Annotated in this window: 19 protein-coding genes, 1 tRNA gene and 1 pseudogene; 11 read left to right on the forward strand and 10 right to left on the reverse strand. The window is 55.7% G+C overall.

The genetic code is table 11. The features are described from left to right. Nucleotides 1-20: 20 nt before the first annotated feature. Entirely contained in the window at nt 21-614 is a 594-nt protein-coding gene (gene plsY, locus A3OI_RS0101300) for a glycerol-3-phosphate 1-O-acyltransferase PlsY (protein ID WP_018402551.1), read from the forward strand. Nucleotides 615-664: 50 nt separating this feature from the next. Here plsY and tsaD read toward each other — a convergent pair whose 3' ends face one another. Then, nucleotides 665-1,723, reverse strand: a complete 1,059-nt coding sequence (tsaD, locus tag A3OI_RS0101305) for a tRNA (adenosine(37)-N6)-threonylcarbamoyltransferase complex transferase subunit TsaD (protein WP_018402552.1) — start codon at nt 1,721-1,723, stop codon at nt 665-667. Between the two features lie 240 nt (nt 1,724-1,963). Between tsaD and rpsU the strand changes: the two genes are divergently transcribed. From rpsU to A3OI_RS0101330, 5 genes are all read left to right on the forward strand, one after another. Continuing rightward, nucleotides 1,964-2,179: a 30S ribosomal protein S21 gene (gene rpsU / locus A3OI_RS0101310; protein ID WP_007350211.1), complete on the forward strand. Its 216-nt coding sequence runs from the start codon at nt 1,964-1,966 to the stop codon at nt 2,177-2,179. A gap of 148 nt (nt 2,180-2,327) precedes the next feature. Further along, entirely contained in the window at nt 2,328-4,064 is a 1,737-nt protein-coding gene (gene dnaG / locus A3OI_RS0101315; RefSeq protein ID WP_018402553.1) for a DNA primase, read from the forward strand. A gap of 107 nt (nt 4,065-4,171) precedes the next feature. Continuing rightward, nucleotides 4,172-5,986, forward strand: a complete 1,815-nt coding sequence (gene rpoD, locus A3OI_RS0101320) for an RNA polymerase sigma factor RpoD (protein ID WP_018402554.1) — start codon at nt 4,172-4,174, stop codon at nt 5,984-5,986. A gap of 97 nt (nt 5,987-6,083) precedes the next feature. Further along, nucleotides 6,084-6,160 (forward strand) — tRNA-Ile (locus A3OI_RS0101325). Nucleotides 6,161-6,228: 68 nt separating this feature from the next. Next, nucleotides 6,229-6,699, forward strand: a complete 471-nt coding sequence (locus tag A3OI_RS0101330) for a DUF2489 domain-containing protein (RefSeq protein ID WP_018402555.1) — start codon at nt 6,229-6,231, stop codon at nt 6,697-6,699. A 98-nt stretch (nt 6,700-6,797) separates the two neighbouring features. On the opposite strand, the pseudogene A3OI_RS0101335 reads toward A3OI_RS0101330, so the two are convergent. The 3 genes and pseudogenes from A3OI_RS0101335 to A3OI_RS0101345 form a co-directional block, all read right to left on the reverse strand. Beyond that, nucleotides 6,798-7,232: pseudogene (locus A3OI_RS0101335) on the reverse strand (HDOD domain-containing protein); the annotation flags it as partial. An 89-nt stretch (nt 7,233-7,321) separates the two neighbouring features. Continuing rightward, the gene (gene recG / locus A3OI_RS0101340; RefSeq protein WP_018402557.1) at nt 7,322-9,397 is read right to left on the reverse strand and encodes an ATP-dependent DNA helicase RecG; all 2,076 of its coding nucleotides are present in this window, start codon (nt 9,395-9,397) and stop codon (nt 7,322-7,324) included. A 7-nt stretch (nt 9,398-9,404) separates the two neighbouring features. Beyond that, nucleotides 9,405-10,361: a hydrogen peroxide-inducible genes activator gene (locus tag A3OI_RS0101345; protein WP_018402558.1), complete on the reverse strand. Its 957-nt coding sequence runs from the start codon at nt 10,359-10,361 to the stop codon at nt 9,405-9,407. A 74-nt stretch (nt 10,362-10,435) separates the two neighbouring features. Here A3OI_RS0101345 and A3OI_RS0101350 point away from each other — a divergent pair, with 74 nt between their 5' ends. After that, a complete protein-coding gene (locus A3OI_RS0101350; protein WP_018402559.1) occupies nt 10,436-11,314 on the forward strand; it encodes an NAD-dependent epimerase/dehydratase family protein in 879 nt (292 codons plus the stop codon). On the opposite strand, the gene A3OI_RS0101355 is transcribed toward A3OI_RS0101350, so the two are convergent. From A3OI_RS0101355 to gmk, 4 genes are all read right to left on the reverse strand, one after another. Continuing rightward, a complete protein-coding gene (locus A3OI_RS0101355; RefSeq protein ID WP_018402560.1) occupies nt 11,311-11,697 on the reverse strand; it encodes a RidA family protein in 387 nt (128 codons plus the stop codon). The two genes, A3OI_RS0101350 and A3OI_RS0101355, sit on opposite strands and share 4 nt — an antisense overlap. A gap of 100 nt (nt 11,698-11,797) precedes the next feature. Further along, nucleotides 11,798-13,921 (reverse strand): RelA/SpoT family protein, encoded by a 2,124-nt coding sequence (locus tag A3OI_RS0101360; protein ID WP_018402561.1) that lies wholly within the window; start codon nt 13,919-13,921, stop codon nt 11,798-11,800. A 157-nt stretch (nt 13,922-14,078) separates the two neighbouring features. Further along, on the reverse strand, nt 14,079-14,291 hold the full coding sequence (rpoZ, locus tag A3OI_RS0101365) for a DNA-directed RNA polymerase subunit omega (RefSeq protein ID WP_026223933.1): 213 nt from the start codon (nt 14,289-14,291) through the stop codon (nt 14,079-14,081). A gap of 85 nt (nt 14,292-14,376) precedes the next feature. Next, nucleotides 14,377-15,021: a guanylate kinase gene (gmk, locus tag A3OI_RS0101370; protein ID WP_018402563.1), complete on the reverse strand. Its 645-nt coding sequence runs from the start codon at nt 15,019-15,021 to the stop codon at nt 14,377-14,379. 92 nt (nt 15,022-15,113) lie between these two features. On the opposite strand from gmk, the gene A3OI_RS0101375 reads away from it, so the two are divergent. From A3OI_RS0101375 to A3OI_RS0101390, 4 genes are all read left to right on the forward strand, one after another. Then, a complete protein-coding gene (locus tag A3OI_RS0101375; RefSeq protein WP_018402564.1) occupies nt 15,114-15,458 on the forward strand; it encodes a CoA transferase in 345 nt (114 codons plus the stop codon). 118 nt (nt 15,459-15,576) lie between these two features. Then, on the forward strand, nt 15,577-15,825 hold the full coding sequence (locus A3OI_RS23570; protein ID WP_018402565.1) for an FAD-binding domain-containing protein: 249 nt from the start codon (nt 15,577-15,579) through the stop codon (nt 15,823-15,825). A gap of 252 nt (nt 15,826-16,077) precedes the next feature. Next, the gene (locus A3OI_RS0101385; RefSeq protein WP_018402566.1) at nt 16,078-16,377 is read left to right on the forward strand and encodes a helix-turn-helix domain-containing protein; all 300 of its coding nucleotides are present in this window, start codon (nt 16,078-16,080) and stop codon (nt 16,375-16,377) included. Then, a complete protein-coding gene (locus A3OI_RS0101390; protein WP_018402567.1) occupies nt 16,367-17,701 on the forward strand; it encodes a type II toxin-antitoxin system HipA family toxin in 1,335 nt (444 codons plus the stop codon). The genes A3OI_RS0101385 and A3OI_RS0101390 overlap by 11 nt, the downstream gene beginning before the upstream one ends. 24 nt (nt 17,702-17,725) lie before the next feature. Here A3OI_RS0101390 and A3OI_RS0101395 read toward each other — a convergent pair whose 3' ends face one another. Both A3OI_RS0101395 and A3OI_RS0101400 read right to left on the reverse strand, forming a co-directional pair. Continuing rightward, complete coding sequence (locus tag A3OI_RS0101395; RefSeq protein ID WP_018402568.1) at nt 17,726-18,415, reverse strand: 2OG-Fe(II) oxygenase; 690 nt, start codon at nt 18,413-18,415, stop codon at nt 17,726-17,728. A gap of 70 nt (nt 18,416-18,485) precedes the next feature. Then, complete coding sequence (locus A3OI_RS0101400; protein WP_018402569.1) at nt 18,486-19,352, reverse strand: YicC/YloC family endoribonuclease; 867 nt, start codon at nt 19,350-19,352, stop codon at nt 18,486-18,488. Nucleotides 19,353-19,367 lie beyond the last annotated feature (15 nt).

The raw sequence follows: 19,367 nt of genomic DNA on the forward strand, positions 1-19,367 counted from the left end.
GCCAGCCAGGACACATCTCTATGACATTTGCCAGTGCGCCCGTTTTAACGGTACTGCTGTGTGCCGCAGCTTATCTTGGCGGCTCGGTGCTGTTCGCCCTACCCGTCAGCCGTGCCTGGCAACTGCCAGACCCGCGCGCTCAGGGCTCCACCAATCCGGGCGCCACCAACGTATTTCGCAGCGGAGGCTGGGCGCCAGCAGCGCTAACGCTGATACTGGATGCCGGCAAAGGCTGGCTGCCAGTATGGACGGCGCAACAATGGGGGCTATCAACAACCATTCAGGCGGCGGTCGCCCTGTGCGCAGTCACCGGCCATATGATCCCGGTGTTCTATCGCTTCAAGGGCGGAAAAGGCGTCGCTACGGCTCTCGGTGCCGGCCTGGCACTGGCACACACAACCACATTGTTGATGGCCGCAATATGGCTTTTGGTCATGTGGCGCTGGCGCATCCCGGCGATGGCGTCCTTGGTAGCAGTGCTCAGCGGGCCTTTGCTCAGCGCGCTGCTTCAACCCCACACTCTGCCAGTGTTCAGCCTACTGGCGTTACTGGTGTTAGTTCGCCACCGCAATAACCTGATTCGAATGGCGCAGGGGCGCGAAACCCGCTTCTAGCCAGCACTGCCTCAACTCATCAGTGCTACATGCACTTCAGGTTCTAACCATCAGGCACCCGCCAGGCCGTCATCGCAACGCTGATTCAAGGGCGGCAAGGTATCCAGCGGCCAGCGCGGCACCGCCGCAATGCGATCACCGTCTTGCTGCCCTGCCCGCAAGCGCTGGGCCCCGGCATAGGCAATCATTGCCCCGTTATCGGTACAGAACTCCGGCCGCGCGTAAAACACCGATGCGCCAAGTTTCGCCGTCATCGCCTCAAGCCCGGCCCGAAGCCGCGTGTTGGCGCTGACGCCACCGGCGATCACCAATCGTTTGCACCCAGTGAGCTGTAACGCGCGCTTACATTTGATCGCCAGGGTGTCCACCACCGCAGATTCGAAGGCCAGGGCAATATCAGCACGGGTCTGATCGCCCAGATCACCGGCTTCACGCGCCGCATTAACGGTATTCAGAGTAAAGGTCTTCAACCCGCTGAAGCTGAAATCAAGCCCCGGGCGGTCTGTCATTGGCCGCGGAAAGCGATAACGCCCGGCCTGCCCTTTTTCAGCCAATGCCGCGACTCTGGGCCCACCCGGGTAATCCAGTCCCAGCATTTTGGCAGTTTTGTCGAACGCTTCTCCGGCGGCGTCGTCAACCGACTCACCCAAAAGAATGTACTCGCCGATACCGCTGACCTGCACCAGCTGGGTATGGCCACCGGACACTAGCAACGCAACGAAAGGAAAAGCCGGTGGGTTCTGCTCCAGCATTGGCGCCAGCAAATGCCCTTCCATATGATGCACACCCAGTACTGGAATGCTCATACTGAAACCCAGAGCGTGAGCCACGGCGGCGCCCACCATTAACGCGCCCACGAGACCGGGACCTGCGGTGTAAGCAATGCCTTCGATGTCTGCACGTACAAGCCCGGCCTCGGCCAGAATTTGCTCGATCAATGGCAACAGCTTGCGAACGTGGTCGCGGGAGGCCAGCTCGGGCACCACCCCGCCGTAGTCAGCGTGTATCGCTACCTGACTGAACAACGCATGGGCCAGCAAACCACGCTCGGTGTGGTAGAGTGCCACGCCGGTTTCGTCACAAGACGTCTCAATACCTAAAATCAGCATAGTTATTAGCCATTAAAGTAAAAGAAGCAAAATGCAGAGGCGGAGCATTTTAGCAGAAACCCGAGGCGCACCTGCAGTTTCACAGAATAAACATTGACCTCAGCTCTACCCAGGGGATATAGTTGCCGCCCTAAATTACGCACTGGTCGAGTTTTAATCATTCCTGCCAGTGTTAGAACCGCACAGGGCAAGCCCGGCGGAACCCATAGAACCGAATATACCCAGGTAGGTGATTTTCGAATGCCAGCTGTTAAACTGAAAGAGAATGAGCCGTTTGACGTAGCCCTACGTCGCTTCAAGCGTTCCTGCGAGAAAGCAGGCGTTCTTTCCGAAGTGCGTCGTCGTGAGCACTACGAGAAGCCGACTTCTGTTCGTAAGCGTAAAGCTGCTGCTGCCGTTAAGCGTCACCTCAAGAAGCTTCAGCGTGAACAGCGCAAGTTTGAGCGTTTGTACTAGGTTTTAGCAACGCTGCTTGACTGCAAAAATTAATCGCCTGAACGGCTGCAGGCCGCTCAAAGCGATTTAAAAATGCCGCCGAGGCCTGGCTTCGGCGGCATTTTTGTCTATTGTCTATCCTGCTATTACGGCCACACCCGGAGCCCGAATGAGCGGACTGATCCCGCAACGGTTTGTTGAAGATCTGCTAGACCGGATCGATCTGGCCGAGCTGATTGGCTCTCGCGTTACCCTGAAAAAAGCCGGTGCGAATTACAAAGCCTGCTGCCCGTTTCACGATGAAAAAACACCGTCGTTCAATGTGCGGCCAGACAAAGGCTTTTACCACTGCTTCGGATGCGGCGCACACGGCGACGCGATCAGTTTTTTAAGGGAATTCGAAGGCCTGGGTTTTACCGAAGCAGTTGAAGATCTGGCGCGCAGAGCCGGAATGGAAGTGCCCTACGATCAGGCTGCCAAGCAGGAAATACAACAGGCTCGAACGCTGACAGAGGCACTGGATTTCGCCAGCCGTTTTTATCAGCAGGCGCTGAGCAGCGAAGCCGGTGCTTTTGCCCGCGACTACCTGCAGCAGCGCGGGCTGGATCAGGCCATTATCCAGCAATATCAGCTGGGATTTGCCCCCGCCGGCGGCACAGCATTATGCGACGCTGCGGGCACCAGCTTTAAAGAACCGCTGCTGGAAACCAAAACGGTATCCGACCAATATGGCCGGCCCAGAGATCTGTTTCGCAACCGGGTGATGTTTCCAATCCGCAACACCCGCGGCAAAACCATCGCCTTTGGCGGGCGTACTCTGGGTGACGACAAAGCCAAATACATCAACTCGCCGGAGTCTGACGTTTTCCATAAGAGCCGTGAAATATACGGCCTGTATGAAGCGCGGCAAAACCTGAAACAGCTGGACAAGTTGTTGGTTGTTGAAGGCTACATGGACGTCATCGCCCTGGCCCAGCATGGCATCCAGTTTGCCGTGGCCACATTGGGTACCGCCACCAATCAGGACAACCTGAGCGCCTTAATGCGCCAGGTACGCCACATTGTGTTCTGTTTTGATGGCGACACAGCGGGTTTTCGCGCGGCAGATCGCGCACTGGAAAACGCACTGGAACTGATGGCCGATGGTCTGCATCTGCAATTTCTGATGCTGCCCCAAGGCGAAGACCCGGACACCCTGATTCGCAAAGAAGGCGCCGAAGCCTTCAGCAAACGGATTGAAGCGGCTATACCGCTGTCACGCTATCTGTTCGATCGCCAGAGCGACGGCCTCGACTTGCAGCTGCCCGAACACCGCGGAGAATTGCGCGCCCGGGCCGAGCCCATGCTCAACAAGATGCCCAAGTGCACGCTGCGCGACGCCATGTGGCATGAAATGCTGCGCCTTTGCAGCGGCCGCGACCAATGGCAGAAAAAACCCTGGCAGGAACGGGGCGGCAGCAAAGGCTGGCAGCGGGAACGAATACAAGAACAGCGGATTGACGTAAAACTGAGCAAAGACAGCTTGCTGTGTCTGGCTTTGACAGAAGCGCCAGATCTGGCCGCAGAAGTGGCCGAAGCCGCTCGGGGCTCACGGCAATTTATTCAGGCGGCGGCGTTCGCCAGCTGGATTCTGGAACGCAAACTTACCAATCAACCGGCACTGATTAGTGCTTTGGCTACGGACATTCAAGCCAGGGACCGTTTTTTCCATTTGTTTGACGGCATTGAGCATATACCCGCCCGCGAACACACACTGGAAGCGGCACGGGAACTTCTCAGCCCAACCGAAGAGGCATCGCGGCAACAAAGGTTTGCCGAATTGCTGCGCAATTTGCCCAATCTGAGTCCTGAAGAGCGCATTGAATTACGTACATTAGGCAGTGGCACAAAGAACAACGGGACTTGAAAATTTAAGCACTGGTCACCATCTAACCATTCGGTGGCAGAGCATTAGGTCGGCAGCTATACTGGTTGCTTAATATTTATTTACTTTAGCGGGCTTACAGGGTGTCTATGTCGGGCAATTCGGAAAAATCACGTTTAAAAGACCTCATCGCGCGAGGCAAGGAACAAGGTTACCTGACTTACGCCGAGGTGAACGATCACCTTCCGGAAGACATCGCTGACCCGGACCAGGTCGAAGACATCATTCGCATGATCAACGACATGGGCATTCAGGTATCTGAAGTTGCACCAGACGCTGATACGTTGATTATGACTGATGGTGATTCAACCGCCGATGAAGCGGCGACTGCCGAAGCCGCAGCGGCTCTGGCCGCAGTAGAATCCGACGCCGGGCGCACCACCGACCCGGTGCGAATGTACATGCGCGAGATGGGTACCGTTGAACTGCTGACCCGCGAAGGCGAAGTTGTTATCGCCAAGCGTATCGAAGAAGGCATTCGCGACGTGATGGCGGCGGTTGCGCACTTTCCCGGCACCACCGGCACCGTAATCCAAGGCTACGATCGCATTGTCGAGAATGAAGGCCGGTTGAGCGATATTGTTGCCGGGTTTCTGGATCCGGATGACGCCGAGCCGTTCATGCCAGAAGAGTCTGCCCCGGCGGCGCCTGCCAGCGCCGAAGAAGAAGAAACCGAGAGCGGTCCAGATCCCGAAGAGACCCGCCTGCGCTTTGACCTGCTAAAAGAAAAACTGGCAGTCGCCAATGAGCTGTTGGAACAGCACGGCCGCAGCGACAAGCGCACCCAAAAAGCCCTGAACGAGCTGGGCGCGGTGTTTGCCCCGTTCAAGCTAGGCAACAAAGCGTTTGATGGACTGGTGAACGTTGTTCGTTCCACCAACGACATGATCCGTCAGAATGAGCGCACCATCATGCGCATCTGCATTCGCGAAAGTAAGATGGATCGTAAAGAATTTATCAAATCGTTCCCAGGCAACGAGATCAACTTAGACTGGGCTGAAAAAATTGCTCGCAGCAAGAAGCCCTATGCTTCTGCGATTTCCGAGCGCCTGGACGAAATCGCGCGCTTACAAAAGCGCATCAAAAACGTACAGTTGGATGTAGATTTAGACGTTGTCGACATCAAGGAAATCAACCGCCGGGTATCCATTGGCGAAGCCAAGGCCCGCCGCGCCAAGAAAGAAATGGTAGAGGCGAACCTGCGCCTGGTGATTTCCATTGCCAAAAAATACACCAACCGCGGCCTTCAATTTCTCGACCTGATTCAGGAAGGCAACATCGGCCTGATGAAAGCAGTCGACAAGTTTGAATATCGCCGGGGCTACAAGTTCTCAACCTACGCTACCTGGTGGATTCGCCAGGCCATTACCCGCTCCATCGCGGATCAGGCCCGCACCATCCGTATTCCGGTGCACATGATTGAAACCATTAACAAGCTGAACCGAATTTCGCGCCAGATGTTGCAGGAAATGGGCCGCGAGCCCACGCCGGAAGAGCTGGGCGAGCGCATGGAAATGCCGGAAGACAAGATTCGCAAAGTGCTGAAAATCGCCAAAGAGCCGATTTCCATGGAAACCCCGATTGGCGACGACGAGGACAGCCATCTGGGCGATTTCATTGAAGACATCCAGGCCTTGTCGCCGGTAGATACCGCCACCGCCGAAGGCCTGCGCGAAGCCACCCGCTCGGTATTGGCCGGCTTAACCGCCCGCGAATCAAAAGTACTGCGCATGCGCTTTGGTATCGAAATGAACACCGACCACACGTTGGAAGAGGTCGGCAAACAATTTGATGTTACCCGCGAGCGGATTCGTCAAATTGAAGCCAAAGCCCTGCGTAAACTGCGGCATCCATCGCGTTCGGACCATTTGCGCGGCTTTATCGACGATCAAGGCAACACTTAAGCGTCACAACACTGGCGAGCGCCTGCTCTCATCGTTATAATGGCGCTCGCTTTTGTTTGTACTTCGCAAACAGAAGCATCGGAATACCCCGCGTTACGGGCCTTTAGCTCAGTTGGTTAGAGCAGTCGACTCATAATCGATTGGTCGCTGGTTCAAGTCCAGCAAGGCCCACCACCCGTATATCTGTCAAAGCTTGAAGCACCTCCAAAGCCCGCAAACATATCGTCAACACGGAGCATTTCATGGAAAGCTGGCAAGAATGGCTGCTAATTGCATTTGGCTTGGGCGCTATTGTCCTTCTGGCACTTTTTATATATCGCCAACGCGATGCATTAAGCGCTGATCAGCGACGTAGCGAAAAGGCGAGCGAGTTCGCGCGCAAGCGGAGGGAATCGATGATTAAAAGTATCCGTATCTTGGCACAGGCGGTAGAGGCGGATCAGGTTGAGTATTCTGAGGCCTGCTTGCGCATCAAAGGCCTGCTGGATCATGTGGAGCCAACGCTGCTGCAAAAATCGCCGTTTGCCGTTTTTCAGCAGGTGCACGACAAGCTACAACACATGCCTACCCATCAGGCCCGACTGGAAACTGAGCCGAAGTTTGTCAATAAGATGGACAAAGAACGTTATGCCATTGAACATGGCCACGCCGACGAAATTCGCCGCGCAGCCACTGCCATTCGGGTGCATGTATTCAGCGAGGGTGTGAACTAGTAGGGCGTCAAGGCGTTAACATGCTGGCCAGAGCACCTGGCTATAAACTTGATGCTCGCCCGCAGCGGCAGAGTGCCGAAATTATGCAGCACCCAGTCTAGCGATAGCCCCATTGCCAGGTTCATCACCATATCAAATCCCAACACACGGGATATGGCATCGTACACCGAGTTTACCCGGCCGGGAGCCGCGTAAAACGACGACGATGCCCAGCTGATGACTTGCGCTGCAAGGCTGGGGTCGCTCTCCACGATGTCTACCAGATCAGCCATTACAGAATTGGGATCTGTGCGCAGGCGAATAATACGGCGGGCCGTTTCCGGAAGCGGCGCGTAACTGTGGCCCAGCTGTGTGTTCAGCGTTTCAAGGTCCAGCAAGTCACAGCTGCGGTAAATGACCTGAAGCTTGTGGCAGCCGTCGCTAAGCAACACCATTCGCAGCAGTTGATCCGGGTCGGCCATATCGACATCCCGCAATGCAATGCTGGTTGCGCATTTACCAAGAGCCCGGCGAACCATGGCCGGAACTTCCATTGGACATAACCTCGTGTTGATCGTTCTTCAACTGTCACAGTAGCCCACCTGAGATGCGAACGTTGCGTTTTATCAAATTCAGATGAGGTTTAGACTTCTCCGTAGCGGGTTTTTTCGCCCAACCAGCGTCGAATTAATCCCTGTACCGCGGTTTTATCGGCCATAACACGAGGAGCTATTTCCCGAACCACTTCAATCCAGTGCTGATCGCGCTCGAAATCAGCCAGCCTGAACTGCATCATGCCGGTCTGGCGAGTACCCAAAACCTCACCGGGACCCCGAATTTCAAGGTCTTTTTCCGCAATCACAAAACCGTCCTGGCTGTCGCGCAAGGCCTGCAGCCGCGTTTTACCGTTCAGCGATAGCGGTGGGTGGTACATCAGCACGCAGTAACTGGCCTGTTCGCCACGCCCTACACGGCCCCGCAACTGGTGCAGCTGGGCCAGACCCAGGCGTTCGGGGTTTTCAATAATAATCAGCGACGCGTTGGGGACATCTACTCCCACCTCTATGACGGTGGTGGCTACCAAAAGATCCAGCGTACCGCTCTTGAATTGCGCCATAACCTCGGCTTTTTCCTTACTTTTCAATCGCCCGTGAACCAATCCGATGCGCAGGTTTGGCAGGCGTTCGGCGAGCTCGGTCGCACTTACTTCTGCCGCCTGACACTGTAACACCTCGGATTCTTCAATCAGTGTGCACACCCAATATGCCTGCCGCCCGGCCTGACAGGCATTGCGTACCCGCTCTACCACATCGTCTCGGCGACCGTCGGGCACAACAATGGTTTCGATGGGTTTGCGCCCCGGAGGCAGCTCGTCAATGACCGATGTGTCCAGGTCGGCGTAGGCACTCATGGCCAATGTACGCGGAATCGGCGTGGCAGTCATAATCAGCTGGTGGGGCGCCAGCGCGCCGGCAGCGCCTTTTTCCCGCAATGCCAGACGTTGATGAACGCCAAAGCGGTGCTGCTCGTCAATAATCACCAACGCCAAACGATCGAATGCCACATCGTTCTGGAACAGCGCATGGGTGCCAATAGCAATACCGGCGGCACCGCTTGAAACCGCCTCCAGAGCTTGTTGGCGAGCCTTGCCTTTCACTTTGCCCGACAGCCAGGTGAGCTGGACACCCAGCGGCGCAAGCCAGGCGCAAAAATTCTGGTAGTGCTGTTCCGCCAGAATTTCGGTGGGTGCCATCAAGGCCACTTGAGTACCCGCCGCAATGGCCTGCAAGGCCGCCAGCGCCGCGACCACGGTTTTGCCGGAGCCCACATCGCCTTGCACCAAACGCAGCATGGGTAGGGGCTGGGTAAGGTCCTGGCGGATTTCCTGAAGCACCTGGCGTTGAGCGTCGGTTAGGCGAAATGGCAAAGACTCTAGAAAGCGCTCGCTTAAATCGCCCTGCGGCAGCAACGGCAGCGCCTGGCGTGTCTGAATCTGTTCGCGCACTTGCAACAGACTTAGCTGGTGCGCCAGCAGTTCTTCCATCACCAACCGCTGCTGGGCCGGATGGCGCCCTTCCAGCAATTGCGCCGCCGAAGCGCTAGCAGGTGGTGAATGCACCAGTTCTACCGCGGCGGTGATGGCCGGTAACTGATAGTCCGCCAGTACCCAGGGCGGCAGCCAATCGTAAATTGGGTAACGCTTCAAATATGCCACCGCCTGCTGGCACAAAGCCCGCACCCGGGGCTGCTGAATACCCTCGGTAAGTGGGTATACCGGAGTTAATGTGGCGCTGCCTTCATCCGCCATAGGCGTCGGATTGGTCTGGTATTCGGGGTGGTACAGCTCGTAGCCGGAACGGCCCGCCCGCACTTCGCCAAAACAGCGCACCTGGGTGCCTTCGGCAAGCTGGTTCTTCTGGCCCGCGTTAAAATGAAAAAAGCGCAGACTGACAAAGCCGCTGTGGTCTTTGAGGGTAACCTGCAAGCTGCGGCGCCTGCCCATCACAATGTCGGTTTTCATGACCTCACCTTCCACCACCGCCACGTCGCCAATGCGCAGGCTGCCCATGGCTGTAATGCGGGTGCGGTCTTCATAGCGGTGAGGCAAGTGAAACAGCAAATCCTGAAGCGAGGCGATACCCAGCTTGCCCAGCTTTTCTGCGAGCGCGTTGCCCACGTCCTTAAGCTGGGTGACCGGTATATCGTCCAGTGCCATCATGGCCGGCCTAGCCCTTTGCCGCTGCTGGCTGGGCGGTACTGGCCTTTGCCACAACCCGGCACTGGCTCGTCGCCAGCGACAGCACGTCAATGGCTTTGGGCCGCGGGAAAGTGACCCGCCAAGCCAGAGCTACGGTGCGAAATGGCACGGGTGCCGCAAAGGACCGTACCGCCAGCACACCTTCGTGATAGTGCATGCCGGTGGCCGCTGACAGCGGCACAACGGTCACACCCAGGCCCGAGGCTACCATGTGGCGAATGGTTTCCAGCGAGCTGCCTTCGGTCACCAGCGTGGGGCCATTGCCTTCGCTGCGCCGGGTAACAGTTGCAACCAAAGGCGGGAAGGACTCCAGTACCTGGTCGCGGAAGCAGTGCCCCGGCCCCAACAGCAGGAGTTGCTCTTGCGCCAGCTGCTCCGCGGTAATTTCATCGCAGCCGGTCAGCGGATGATCTGCCGGCAGCAGCACCACAAAGGGTTCGTCATAAAGCGGCAGGGTAACCACTTCCGCTTCTTCAAACGGCAACGCCACAATGATGGCGTCCAGTTCTGAATGGCGCAGTTTCTGGCGCAGACTCGCGGTGTAATTTTCTTCTATATACAACGACATGTCTGGCGCAGCGCGCCGCAGCTCCGGCAGTAAATGCGGAAAAAGGTAGGGACCTATGGTGTAAATGGCGCCGACCTTTAGCGGAGAGCTAAGCTGGTTTTTGCCATCCTGGGCCAGGTCTTTAATCACACCCACTTGGTCCAGCACCCGCTGCGCCTGTTCAACAATGCGCAGCCCGCTTTCGGTGACCCGAATGTTGCTTTTACTGCGTTCAAACAACGGGATACCCAACTCATCTTCAAGCTTTCGTACCGCCACACTGAGGGTGGGCTGACTAACGTGACAGCGCTCCGCGGCACGGCCAAAATGCCTTTCACGGGCGAGCGTAACAACGTATCGTAACTCGGTAAGAGTCATGGCGGGCTCCGGTGCTGAACAGCGTTCGGTGTCTGATTTATCTATGGCTCAAAGCATAAGGATTGATATTGTCTATGGCAATCGCTGAAAGCCTGAAAACCCAACGAATTTTGCTGGCCGGGTGCGGCAATCTGGGGGGCGCCATTGCCACCTTGCTGCTGCAATCCGGGGCCGACGTGTTTGGCCTGCGCCGCAGAACGGATCAACTGCCCCAAGGTATCACGCCGGTAGCCGCGGATTTGACCCAGCCTGTGACCCTGAAAAACACACTTCCATCACGGCTGGACCAGGTTATTTATTGCCTGACGCCGTCCGATTATAACGAACAGGGCTACCACGCGGCTTATGTGACCGCCCTGGAGAACCTGCTGGTTGAATTACAGGGGCAGACGCCAAGCCGGTTGTTCTTTATCAGTAGCACCGGGGTTTACGGGCAAGACGATAACGGCTGGGTGGATGAGGAAAGCCCTACGCAGCCGAGCGGGTTCAGCGGCCAGCAGGTGTTGCTGGGAGAGCAGACGGCCTTGGCCAGCCGTATTCCCGCCACAGTGGTCCGGTTCAGCGGCATTTATGGCCCGTCGCGCCAGAGTTTTCTGCAAGCAGTGATCGATGGGCGACTGAATCCGCCGACCCACTCACATTACAGCAACCGAATTCACGAGCAAGACGCTGTTCGAGCTATCGTGCATTTAAGCACCATGGCGGCGGAAAGTGACACTCTGCAATCCTGCTACCTGGCCAGCGACTGCGAGCCGGTTCGGCTGGATCAAGTGGTGCAATGGGTTCGCCAACATACCGATTGCGAAGCGCCGGCCGAGGACGCTCGCGATGGTGGCCGGGTGGGCAGCAAACTGTGCAGTAACCGGCGCCTGTTGAAAACCGGCTTTCAACTCCGGTACCCGGACTTCCGCGCCGGATACCGTGAACTGATTGATCAGCGCAAGGGCGCTTAGGTCAGCACCATCACCGCTTCCATTTCGATGGGCACGTCTTTTGGTAGCGCAGCAACGGCCATCGCTGCGCGAGCCGGGTAAGGCTTTTGGAAGTAGGTGGCCATGATTTCGTTCACAACCGCGAAATTGGCCAGATCGATCATATAAATGTTCAACTTGACGATGTCCTGCAATGAACCACCGGATGCCACACAAACCGCTTTCAGGTTCTCGAATACCTGACGGGTGTTTGCCGCAAAATCGCCCTGTACCAGTTCCATGGTTTCTGGCACCAGCGGAATCTGGCCAGAAATGTACACGGTGTCACCAGCCTTCACAGCCTGAGAATAAGGCCCGATTGCCTGCGGTGCATTTTCGGTTTCAATAATCGATTTGTTGGTCATGGTTATTTATATCCCTGTTGTTAATAAATAAAAATCCTCACCCGCCATAACGCCAGGTGTTAAATCCGACAAACCTACGATAGCAGAGACCCATGTGCCTTTAGTAGCGAACCCGGCTGATGTGGGTAACCGCCCGAATATTGCGTACCCGTCGCATTACCCGCGCCAGATGGCGGCGGCCAGTCACGTGTACCACCAGGCAGACAACGCCAAAACGAGCGTTTTGATCTTCCACGTTAATGCGTTCAATATTGCCGTCGGCCATAGCGACGGCGCTGGCCATTTCCGCAATAATGCCACGCTGACGCTCCATTTCCACCCGCAACTCCACCGAAAACTGATCGGTAATGTCCTTGGCCCATTTCAGATCGGTCAGCATGGCGCGGCCCTGCTCGTCGTCTGGCAAGTGTGAGCAGGTATCTGAGTGAATCACCATGCCGTTACCCGAATCCATGATGCCCACAATCGGGTCACCAGGAATGGGTTTGCAGCAACTGGCAAATTTCAGCAGCAGGCCGTCTGAGCCGCAAATGGTCACCGGGCCCTGGCGCCCGCTTTCCTGAAGCGCTGCAGCCGCCGGGGCATCACCTTCGGTCTCCGGCGCGCCCACCACCAACTGGCGCGCCACCAGAAACGCCATACGGTTGCCCAGGCCAATTTCGCTAACCAGATCCTCAAAACTGTTGACCTGATTGTGAGCCACAACCCGCTGCTTCTGAACGTCAGTGATATCACCAAGACGCGTACTGAAACCTTTTAGGGAACGCTTAAGCAACGTATGGCCCAGCTCAAGAGATTCCGCATGCTTATCGTTTTTCACCACATGGCGAATACTGCCACGGGCCTTGCCGGTTACCACAAAGTTGAGCCAGGCGGGGTTCGGTCTGGCGCCGGGCGCGGTGATAATTTCCACCGTCTGCCCACTTTGCAAAGGCTGGCTTAGCGAGCCCAGATTGCGGTTGATACGGCAGGCCACGGTAGCGTTGCCAATATCGGTATGGATGGCATAGGCAAAATCCACCGGCGTGGCACCGCCGGGCAGTTCCATGATTTTACCGCGGGGCGTAAATACGTAAATTTCGTCAGGGAACAGGTCTTCTTTAACGCTTTCAATAAACTCCAGCGAATCATCAGCGCGCTCGCGCATTTCCATCAGACCCTTCACCCAGCGGTCTACCCGGGTCTGGTTTACGCTGGTGCCGTTAGACGGCTCATTCTTGTACAGCCAATGAGCGGCAATACCGTTGTTGGCAATGTGCTCCATTTCTTCCGTGCGAATCTGAACTTCGATATTTACGTGCATACCAAACAAAGTGGTGTGCAGCGACTGATAGCCGTTCACCTTGGGCATGGCAATATAGTCTTTGAAGCGCCCGGGCATGGGCTTGTACAAACTGTGCACGGCACCCAGGATTCGATAACAATCGTCTTCGTTGTCGGTAATGATGCGGAACGCGTATACATCCATGATTTCATGGAATGATTTCTGCTTGAACTTCATCTTGTTATAAATGCTGTTCAAGTGTTTTTCGCGCCCTAAAATCCGGCCGGGCATACCCCGCTCTTCCAGCTTTTCGTGCAGGCGGCCACGAATTTCATCAATGATTTCCCGATGGCTGCCGCGCAGCTTGGTCACCGCTTTGGAAATGAACTTCGAACGCATGGGATACATCGTCGAGAACCCGAGGTCTTCCAGCTCCGTCGAGATACTGTGCATGCCCAAGCGATTGGCGATGGGTGCGTAAATGTCCAGTGTTTCAGTCGCGATGCGTTTGCGCTTTTCATAGGGCATAGGGCCCAAGGTGCGCATGTTGTGCAGGCGGTCCGCCAGCTTTACCAGAATCACGCGAATATCGCGGGCCATGGCCAGCGTCATTTTCTGGAAATTTTCGGCTTGGGCTTCGGCGCGGGTGCGAAATTCAATCTGGGTCAGCTTACTGACGCCATCCACCAGCTCGGCGACATCCTCACCGAACTGGTCAGCGAGCGCATCTTTGGGTATGCCGGTGTCTTCAATCACATCGTGCAGCATGGCGGCCATCAGGCTTTGATGATCCAGCCGCATTTCAGCAAGAATGCGGGCGACGGCCAAGGGATGGCTTATGTAACGATCACCACTCTTGCGCATTTGCCCTTCGTGGGCCTGTTCCGCAAAGTAATACGCTCGGCGCACCTGATTGATGCGATTGGTGTCCAGATAGCTGCTTAGATCTCTGGTTAACATGTCTACCGCTGCTTCTGATGACACCGCGCCCTCACCTATTTATGAACCCCGGAAACAAAAAACCCGAATGCATGCATTCGGGTCCTTCCATAGTCCTTATGGCACGCTGCTATAGTGACACTATAAAACCGTGTGGACAGATTTCAATGCCTTATTACTAATCGTCTAAGTCTTCGGTCAGCAACGAACGGCTGACCAAACCCGCAGCGATTTCACGCAGCGCGATAACAGTCGGCTTATCGTTTTCTGGCGGCACCATGGGCTCCGCACCTTTGGTGGCAATCTGGCGCGCGCGCTTGGTAGCCAGCATCACCAGCTGAAAGCGGTTATCAACGTGTTCAAGACAATCTTCAACGGTAACTCGTGCCATGATTTTCCCGACAAATAAAATGACTGGATTGTGCAGACCAGCCAGTATACTGCCAGGCGATACAATTTGTATACCGTAAAAGCCCTTACCCGTGCAGCCCGCGATGATTGCAAAGCCCGACCAAAAGCGCAGCATGACGCTGCTGTTGCACGCTCATACGCAAACGCTGGCCGCGAACAATGGCCAGCAAATCCGCCAGGGCATGGTCGAAATCGTCATTAACAACAAGATAATCAAACTCGACGGCGTGGCCACACTCATCTTCAGCCTCCGCCAAACGCCGCTCAACCACGCCCGCGCTGTCGGTGCCACGGCCAATCAGGCGCTCCCGCAGTGTTTCGGCAGACGGCGGCACAATAAACACACTCACACAATCTGGTTGCAAACGCCGAACCTGTTGGGCTCCCTGCCAGTCAATTTCCAGCACGACATCACGGCCCGCCGCCAGATTCTGGCGCACCCATACCTGCGACGTACCGTAATAGTTGCCAAACACGTCTGCGTGTTCCAGAAAATCGCCGCGGCCAATCATAAGCTCGAATTCGCTGCGGCTGACAAAATGATAGTTCACGCCATCCTGTTCACCGCTGCGCATCGCGCGGGTAGCGTGTGATACCGACACCCCAAGCTTGTCATCGTGCTTCAGCATTTGCGCCACAAGGCTGGTTTTGCCGGCCCCGGAGGGGGCAGAAATAATAAACAGGGTGCCCTGCTCTCCGGCATGACTCATGCAAAAACTCCCCAATCTGGAATGGTGGCCTGTAAGCAGAACCGTTAAACCCGAAATTATACGGCGTTTGGCCTGGCACCGCACCCCGGCGCGTGCCAACTGCTACTATTGGCGCAATTGGCCCACCTTGCCGTCACTTTGAGGAAACCCTGCTGCCCGAACTGGCAGCGCTGGCACAAAGCTCAAAAGCCGAAGATCAGCACTTTCTGAAAGAGGCGCTCAAAGCCAAAGTTTCCGAACACACACTGGCCCACTGGCAAGCGCTTTTCCAGACCCAGGACGCCTGCGTGGAACCCGTATTAAGCATTGCAGAGGCGGCAAATCACCCACAGATTAAGGCTCGTGGCCTGGTGCGCGATGTTGACCGTGGGGATGGCATTACGCAGAAACAGATCGGGAGCCCGATCCGGTTCGTAACAGGGGCAGATTCACAATAGTGGCGGGGCGCCATGCACCCAGAGCAACCGTTCATCAATACAGTTTGGTTTAAACGCGATCTCAGGCTAACCGACCACGCTCCCCTCCAAGCGGCCTGCAAGGCGGGGCGTACATCACTTGGCACGGCTGTTTCTGGATTACGAACCGGGTATTCATTATTCGCAATTCCAAATGCAGGCCGGGGTCACGGGCATTAACACCATTCGGATTTATAACCCGGTACTGCAATCGCAGGAGCAAGACCCACAGGGCACGTTTATTCGCCAATGGGTGCCGGAGTTGGCAGAGCTGCCAGACACTCTATTGCATAAGCCTTGGTTACTGACGCCGATGGAAGAACAGATGTTCGACCTACACGATTGGTGACCACTACCCAGCACCTCTGTTCGAACTCGCGCCGGCAGCTGCTGCTGCCAGGGATCGTTTGTGGGATTGGCGCAGCCGGCCGGACGTAAAACAGGAAGCCGAGCGCGTATTACAACGCCACGTGAATACTCCCGGCAGTAACAACTTTCACCAAAGACGACGCTAATGACCGCCAAAAAACCGTTTACAGTGATATCTAAAAATACAATATTTTAGCTATAATGGATACAACCGTATCTAAATGGTGACTCCATGCCGCGATTTCTCTTACTTGACGATACCGATGTGCAACGCGCTTTTGCCGCTCACCTGCGAGGCCTGCGCGAGACTGCCAAGCTATCCCGAAACGCCCTTGCAGAGCGCAGCAGCGTGCCGGCACCAACGATCAAGAAATTCGAGCTGACAGGACAGATTTCGTTTCGCCAGTTATTGTTGCTTTGGCAATCGTTAGATGACCTGAAGCGATTGTACGGTCTTACTCAAACACCGAATCCGCACAGTAGTGGGCGCTTGCCCACCTCAATTGACGAGGTGCTGAAAGATGCGTTTTAAACCCGTCCAAAAACTGGTTGTTAGCAGAACGCTTTCCAAAGGTGACGTGGTATCTGTGGGGACATTAGCGCAAAACCGGCAAGGCGTTTTCTTTCAATACAACACTCACTATCTTGAACGGTTTGGCAACCTGTCGCCCTTTACTCTAACGGCTTCTACCGACCTTCAACTTGCACCCAAACAGCCACACGGCGGATTACACGGTGTATTTTCCGATAGCCTTCCAGATGGCTGGGGGCTGCTCTTGCAAGATCGGATGTTTCGCCAGCACGGCATTTTACCCAAACAAGTGACGGCGATGGATCGACTCGCCTTTGTTGGTTCACGCGGCATGGGCGCTTTGGCGTTTGCGCCAGAATCTGAGTTACAGGTAAACGACCCGAACAATTATGAGATAGCGGCACTAGGCTTAGAGGCTCAAGCTCTTTTTGATAGAACACTATCAGATGAACTCGATGGCAACCCCCAGGAAGTGTTTTCCGCCCTGGTGGCCGCGGGCAGTTCAGGCGGCGCCCGACCCAAAGCGCAACTGTTTCTGAACCCTGAAAACCCGAAACAGTGCCGCACTCATGCCAAGCCCGGTGACGAGGCCTGGCTGGTGAAGTTCACATCAAAGAATCTCACGCTAGGCCATGAAGAAGGGTTGTGTGAAGCCGTGTATTTACAGCTGGCAGAACAAGCCAATTTACAACCTCCAGGCTGGCAGCTTATTCAAGCCCCCCCCAGAAGTGGCGCAAAAGCCTGGCTTGCAGTTAAGCGCTTTGATTATGTAAGCCTGCCATTAAATGGCAGAGCTAACACCGCCATGCCCGGAAAATTGCACATGCACAGTGCCTGCGGCTTACTGGATGCGGATTTTCGTACGCCAAGCCTGGATTACGAAGAGCTGATCAAAGCCAGCCGGCAACTGTGCAAATCGCCCGCGGTAGGCCAACTGCAATTTCGCCGAGCCATGTTCAATCTTTTTTCTGCCAACCAGGACGATCACAGCAAAAACTGGTCATTCTTGCAGAGTGATGATGGAAGCTGGCAGGTTGCCCCTTTTTATGATGCCACATTTAGCCCCCATCCTTTCAATGAACACGCCACAGCATTTGCTGGCTATGGCAAACAGCCGCCGTTAAAAACCATACAAAGACTGGCGGCGACGGCTGGCTTTTCATCCTGGACGCAAGCGCAACGAGATATTCGTGAAACTGTTGAAATATTGTGCGGCTTCAACGAGATCGCCAGGCTAGAGGGCGTGCGAAAAAGCACCGTTGACGCTATCCAAAAAACACTGGAGCAGCGCAGAAAGGAAAATAGCACCTTGTTGCGGAGCTAAGCTTTGGGGCGGCTCGATCATCCTCTAATCCGGCGGGTCTGCCCGCTCGGTGCTGGTGGTGTTCACCCGAAACCAGCCAGCGATGGCGTAGCGGTCGCGCTTGGCAGGGAGGACTTCGTGGGGAAATTCTTCGCTAAGGAAGGCCACCAGGGTGCCCATGATGGGGGTTACTTTGAGCATGCTCTGACTCCGTTCACCGTGATGGCTCTGATCGCTGTGATAAAGCGCCAACTCGCCGCCATCGTCCGGCATCCAGTCCGGGTTCAGATACAGCACCACCGACAACACCCGGTTTGATTGCCCTTTGAAAGCATCCAGATGCTTTTTATAGAAATCACCCGGCGCGTAGTGCGAAAAATGACTTTCAAAGGAAAATAAGCCGAGAAATAAGCGGCGATTAAGATACTGCTGCAACTCAGCGGCCCAGTTCAGCCAGTCCTCGCCCGCAGCCGCGTCGCGCTCTATCCAGCTTATGGCGTCGCTGCGTATAAAATTATTGACTGTGTGGGCTTGCTGCCTCCCAACACCGGCGAGATCAAGCTGGTGACGGGGCATGCTACGCAGCTGTTGCCAAAGCCCGCCTGATAAGGGGATTGGAACGGCATTGGGTTTAATGCTGTAACCTTTTTTCAGCAAGTCTGCCGCAATGGCCTCAAAAACGTGCAAGCTATCACCCGCGCCACAGTCATCATCAAATTGAGCCAGTGCACTCATGCGTTCACTCTCCACTGTCATACACCGGGCTTACTTCACGCTTTATTGATAAGCGAAAATCCCAAGGACATCACTCTATGTTCTGCACCTGCTCCCGCAACTGCTCAACCCACACTTTCAGGTCCACCGCGGCGCGGGTCAGGCCGGCGTCTATACTTTTGCTGCTCAAGGTATTGGCTTCGCGGTTCAGCTCTTGCATCAAAAAATCCAGGCGTCGGCCGACGGCGTCTTCACTGGCCAGAGTATCGCGTACTTCGGCCACGTGGGCATCCAGCCGATCCAATTCTTCGGCGACATCGCTTTTTTGCGCCAGCATCACCATTTCCTGAGCTATGCGTTCCGGGTCGAGCTCTATTTTGGCTTTTTCAAAGCGTTCGCGCAGCTGTTGCTCCTGAGCCTGAAGCAGCTGCGGCATGCGCTCACGCACGTCAGCCACTTGGGCGTGTATGGCGACCAGACGCTGTTCCAATATAGCCAGCAAGCGCTCGCCTTCGCGTGTTCTTGCCGCTATCAGTTCGTTTATGGTTTGCTCAAACAGGCTGGCCGCGGCGGCTTTGGCCTCGGTGTAATCCTGCTCGGGCGTTGCCATAACACCTGGCCAGCGCAATATATCCAGCGCACTGATGTGGGCAGGGTTGTCCAGAATCCGGCTAATGCGCTTGGCCGCGTCGTTCAGCGCCTGGGTTAGCGGCTCATCGATGGCGAAGCTGTGTTGGGCCTGGTCGCTGGCGTGCAGGCGAAGGCTCACGTCTACCTTGCCGCGCTTCAGTTGTTTGCGTAGCTGTTCGCGAAAATCGTTTTCCAGCTCTCGCAGGCACTCCGGCAAGCGGAATAACGGCTCCAGGTAGCGATGGTTAACGGTGCGAATTTCGCAAGTCAGTACACCCCAGGCTCCACGAGTTTCCTGGCGCGCAAAGGCAGTCATACTTCGAATCATGGTAACTCCGGCATC

The sequence above is a fragment of the Marinobacter gelidimuriae genome, from assembly GCF_000372805.1.
Lineage (GTDB): Bacteria > Pseudomonadota > Gammaproteobacteria > Pseudomonadales > Oleiphilaceae > Marinobacter > Marinobacter gelidimuriae.

Bases quoted from the DNA above. Each gene is read 5' to 3' on its own strand.
- plsY (WP_018402551.1), top strand. From the start codon at position 21: ATGACATTTGCCAGTGCGCCCGTTTTAACGGTACTGCTGTGTGCCGCA.
- tsaD (WP_018402552.1), bottom strand. From the start codon at position 1,723: ATGCTGATTTTAGGTATTGAGACGTCTTGTGACGAAACCGGCGTGGCA.
- rpsU (WP_007350211.1), top strand. From the start codon at position 1,964: ATGCCAGCTGTTAAACTGAAAGAGAATGAGCCGTTTGACGTAGCCCTA.
- dnaG (WP_018402553.1), top strand. From the start codon at position 2,328: ATGAGCGGACTGATCCCGCAACGGTTTGTTGAAGATCTGCTAGACCGG.
- rpoD (WP_018402554.1), top strand. From the start codon at position 4,172: ATGTCGGGCAATTCGGAAAAATCACGTTTAAAAGACCTCATCGCGCGA.
- A3OI_RS0101330 (WP_018402555.1), top strand. From the start codon at position 6,229: ATGGAAAGCTGGCAAGAATGGCTGCTAATTGCATTTGGCTTGGGCGCT.
- recG (WP_018402557.1), bottom strand. From the start codon at position 9,397: ATGATGGCACTGGACGATATACCGGTCACCCAGCTTAAGGACGTGGGC.
- A3OI_RS0101345 (WP_018402558.1), bottom strand. From the start codon at position 10,361: ATGACTCTTACCGAGTTACGATACGTTGTTACGCTCGCCCGTGAAAGG.
- A3OI_RS0101350 (WP_018402559.1), top strand. From the start codon at position 10,436: ATGGCAATCGCTGAAAGCCTGAAAACCCAACGAATTTTGCTGGCCGGG.
- A3OI_RS0101355 (WP_018402560.1), bottom strand. From the start codon at position 11,697: ATGACCAACAAATCGATTATTGAAACCGAAAATGCACCGCAGGCAATC.
- A3OI_RS0101360 (WP_018402561.1), bottom strand. From the start codon at position 13,921: ATGTTAACCAGAGATCTAAGCAGCTATCTGGACACCAATCGCATCAAT.
- rpoZ (WP_026223933.1), bottom strand. From the start codon at position 14,291: ATGGCACGAGTTACCGTTGAAGATTGTCTTGAACACGTTGATAACCGC.
- gmk (WP_018402563.1), bottom strand. From the start codon at position 15,021: ATGAGTCATGCCGGAGAGCAGGGCACCCTGTTTATTATTTCTGCCCCC.
- A3OI_RS0101385 (WP_018402566.1), top strand. From the start codon at position 16,078: ATGCCGCGATTTCTCTTACTTGACGATACCGATGTGCAACGCGCTTTT.
- A3OI_RS0101390 (WP_018402567.1), top strand. From the start codon at position 16,367: ATGCGTTTTAAACCCGTCCAAAAACTGGTTGTTAGCAGAACGCTTTCC.
- A3OI_RS0101395 (WP_018402568.1), bottom strand. From the start codon at position 18,415: ATGAGTGCACTGGCTCAATTTGATGATGACTGTGGCGCGGGTGATAGC.
- A3OI_RS0101400 (WP_018402569.1), bottom strand. From the start codon at position 19,352: ATGATTCGAAGTATGACTGCCTTTGCGCGCCAGGAAACTCGTGGAGCC.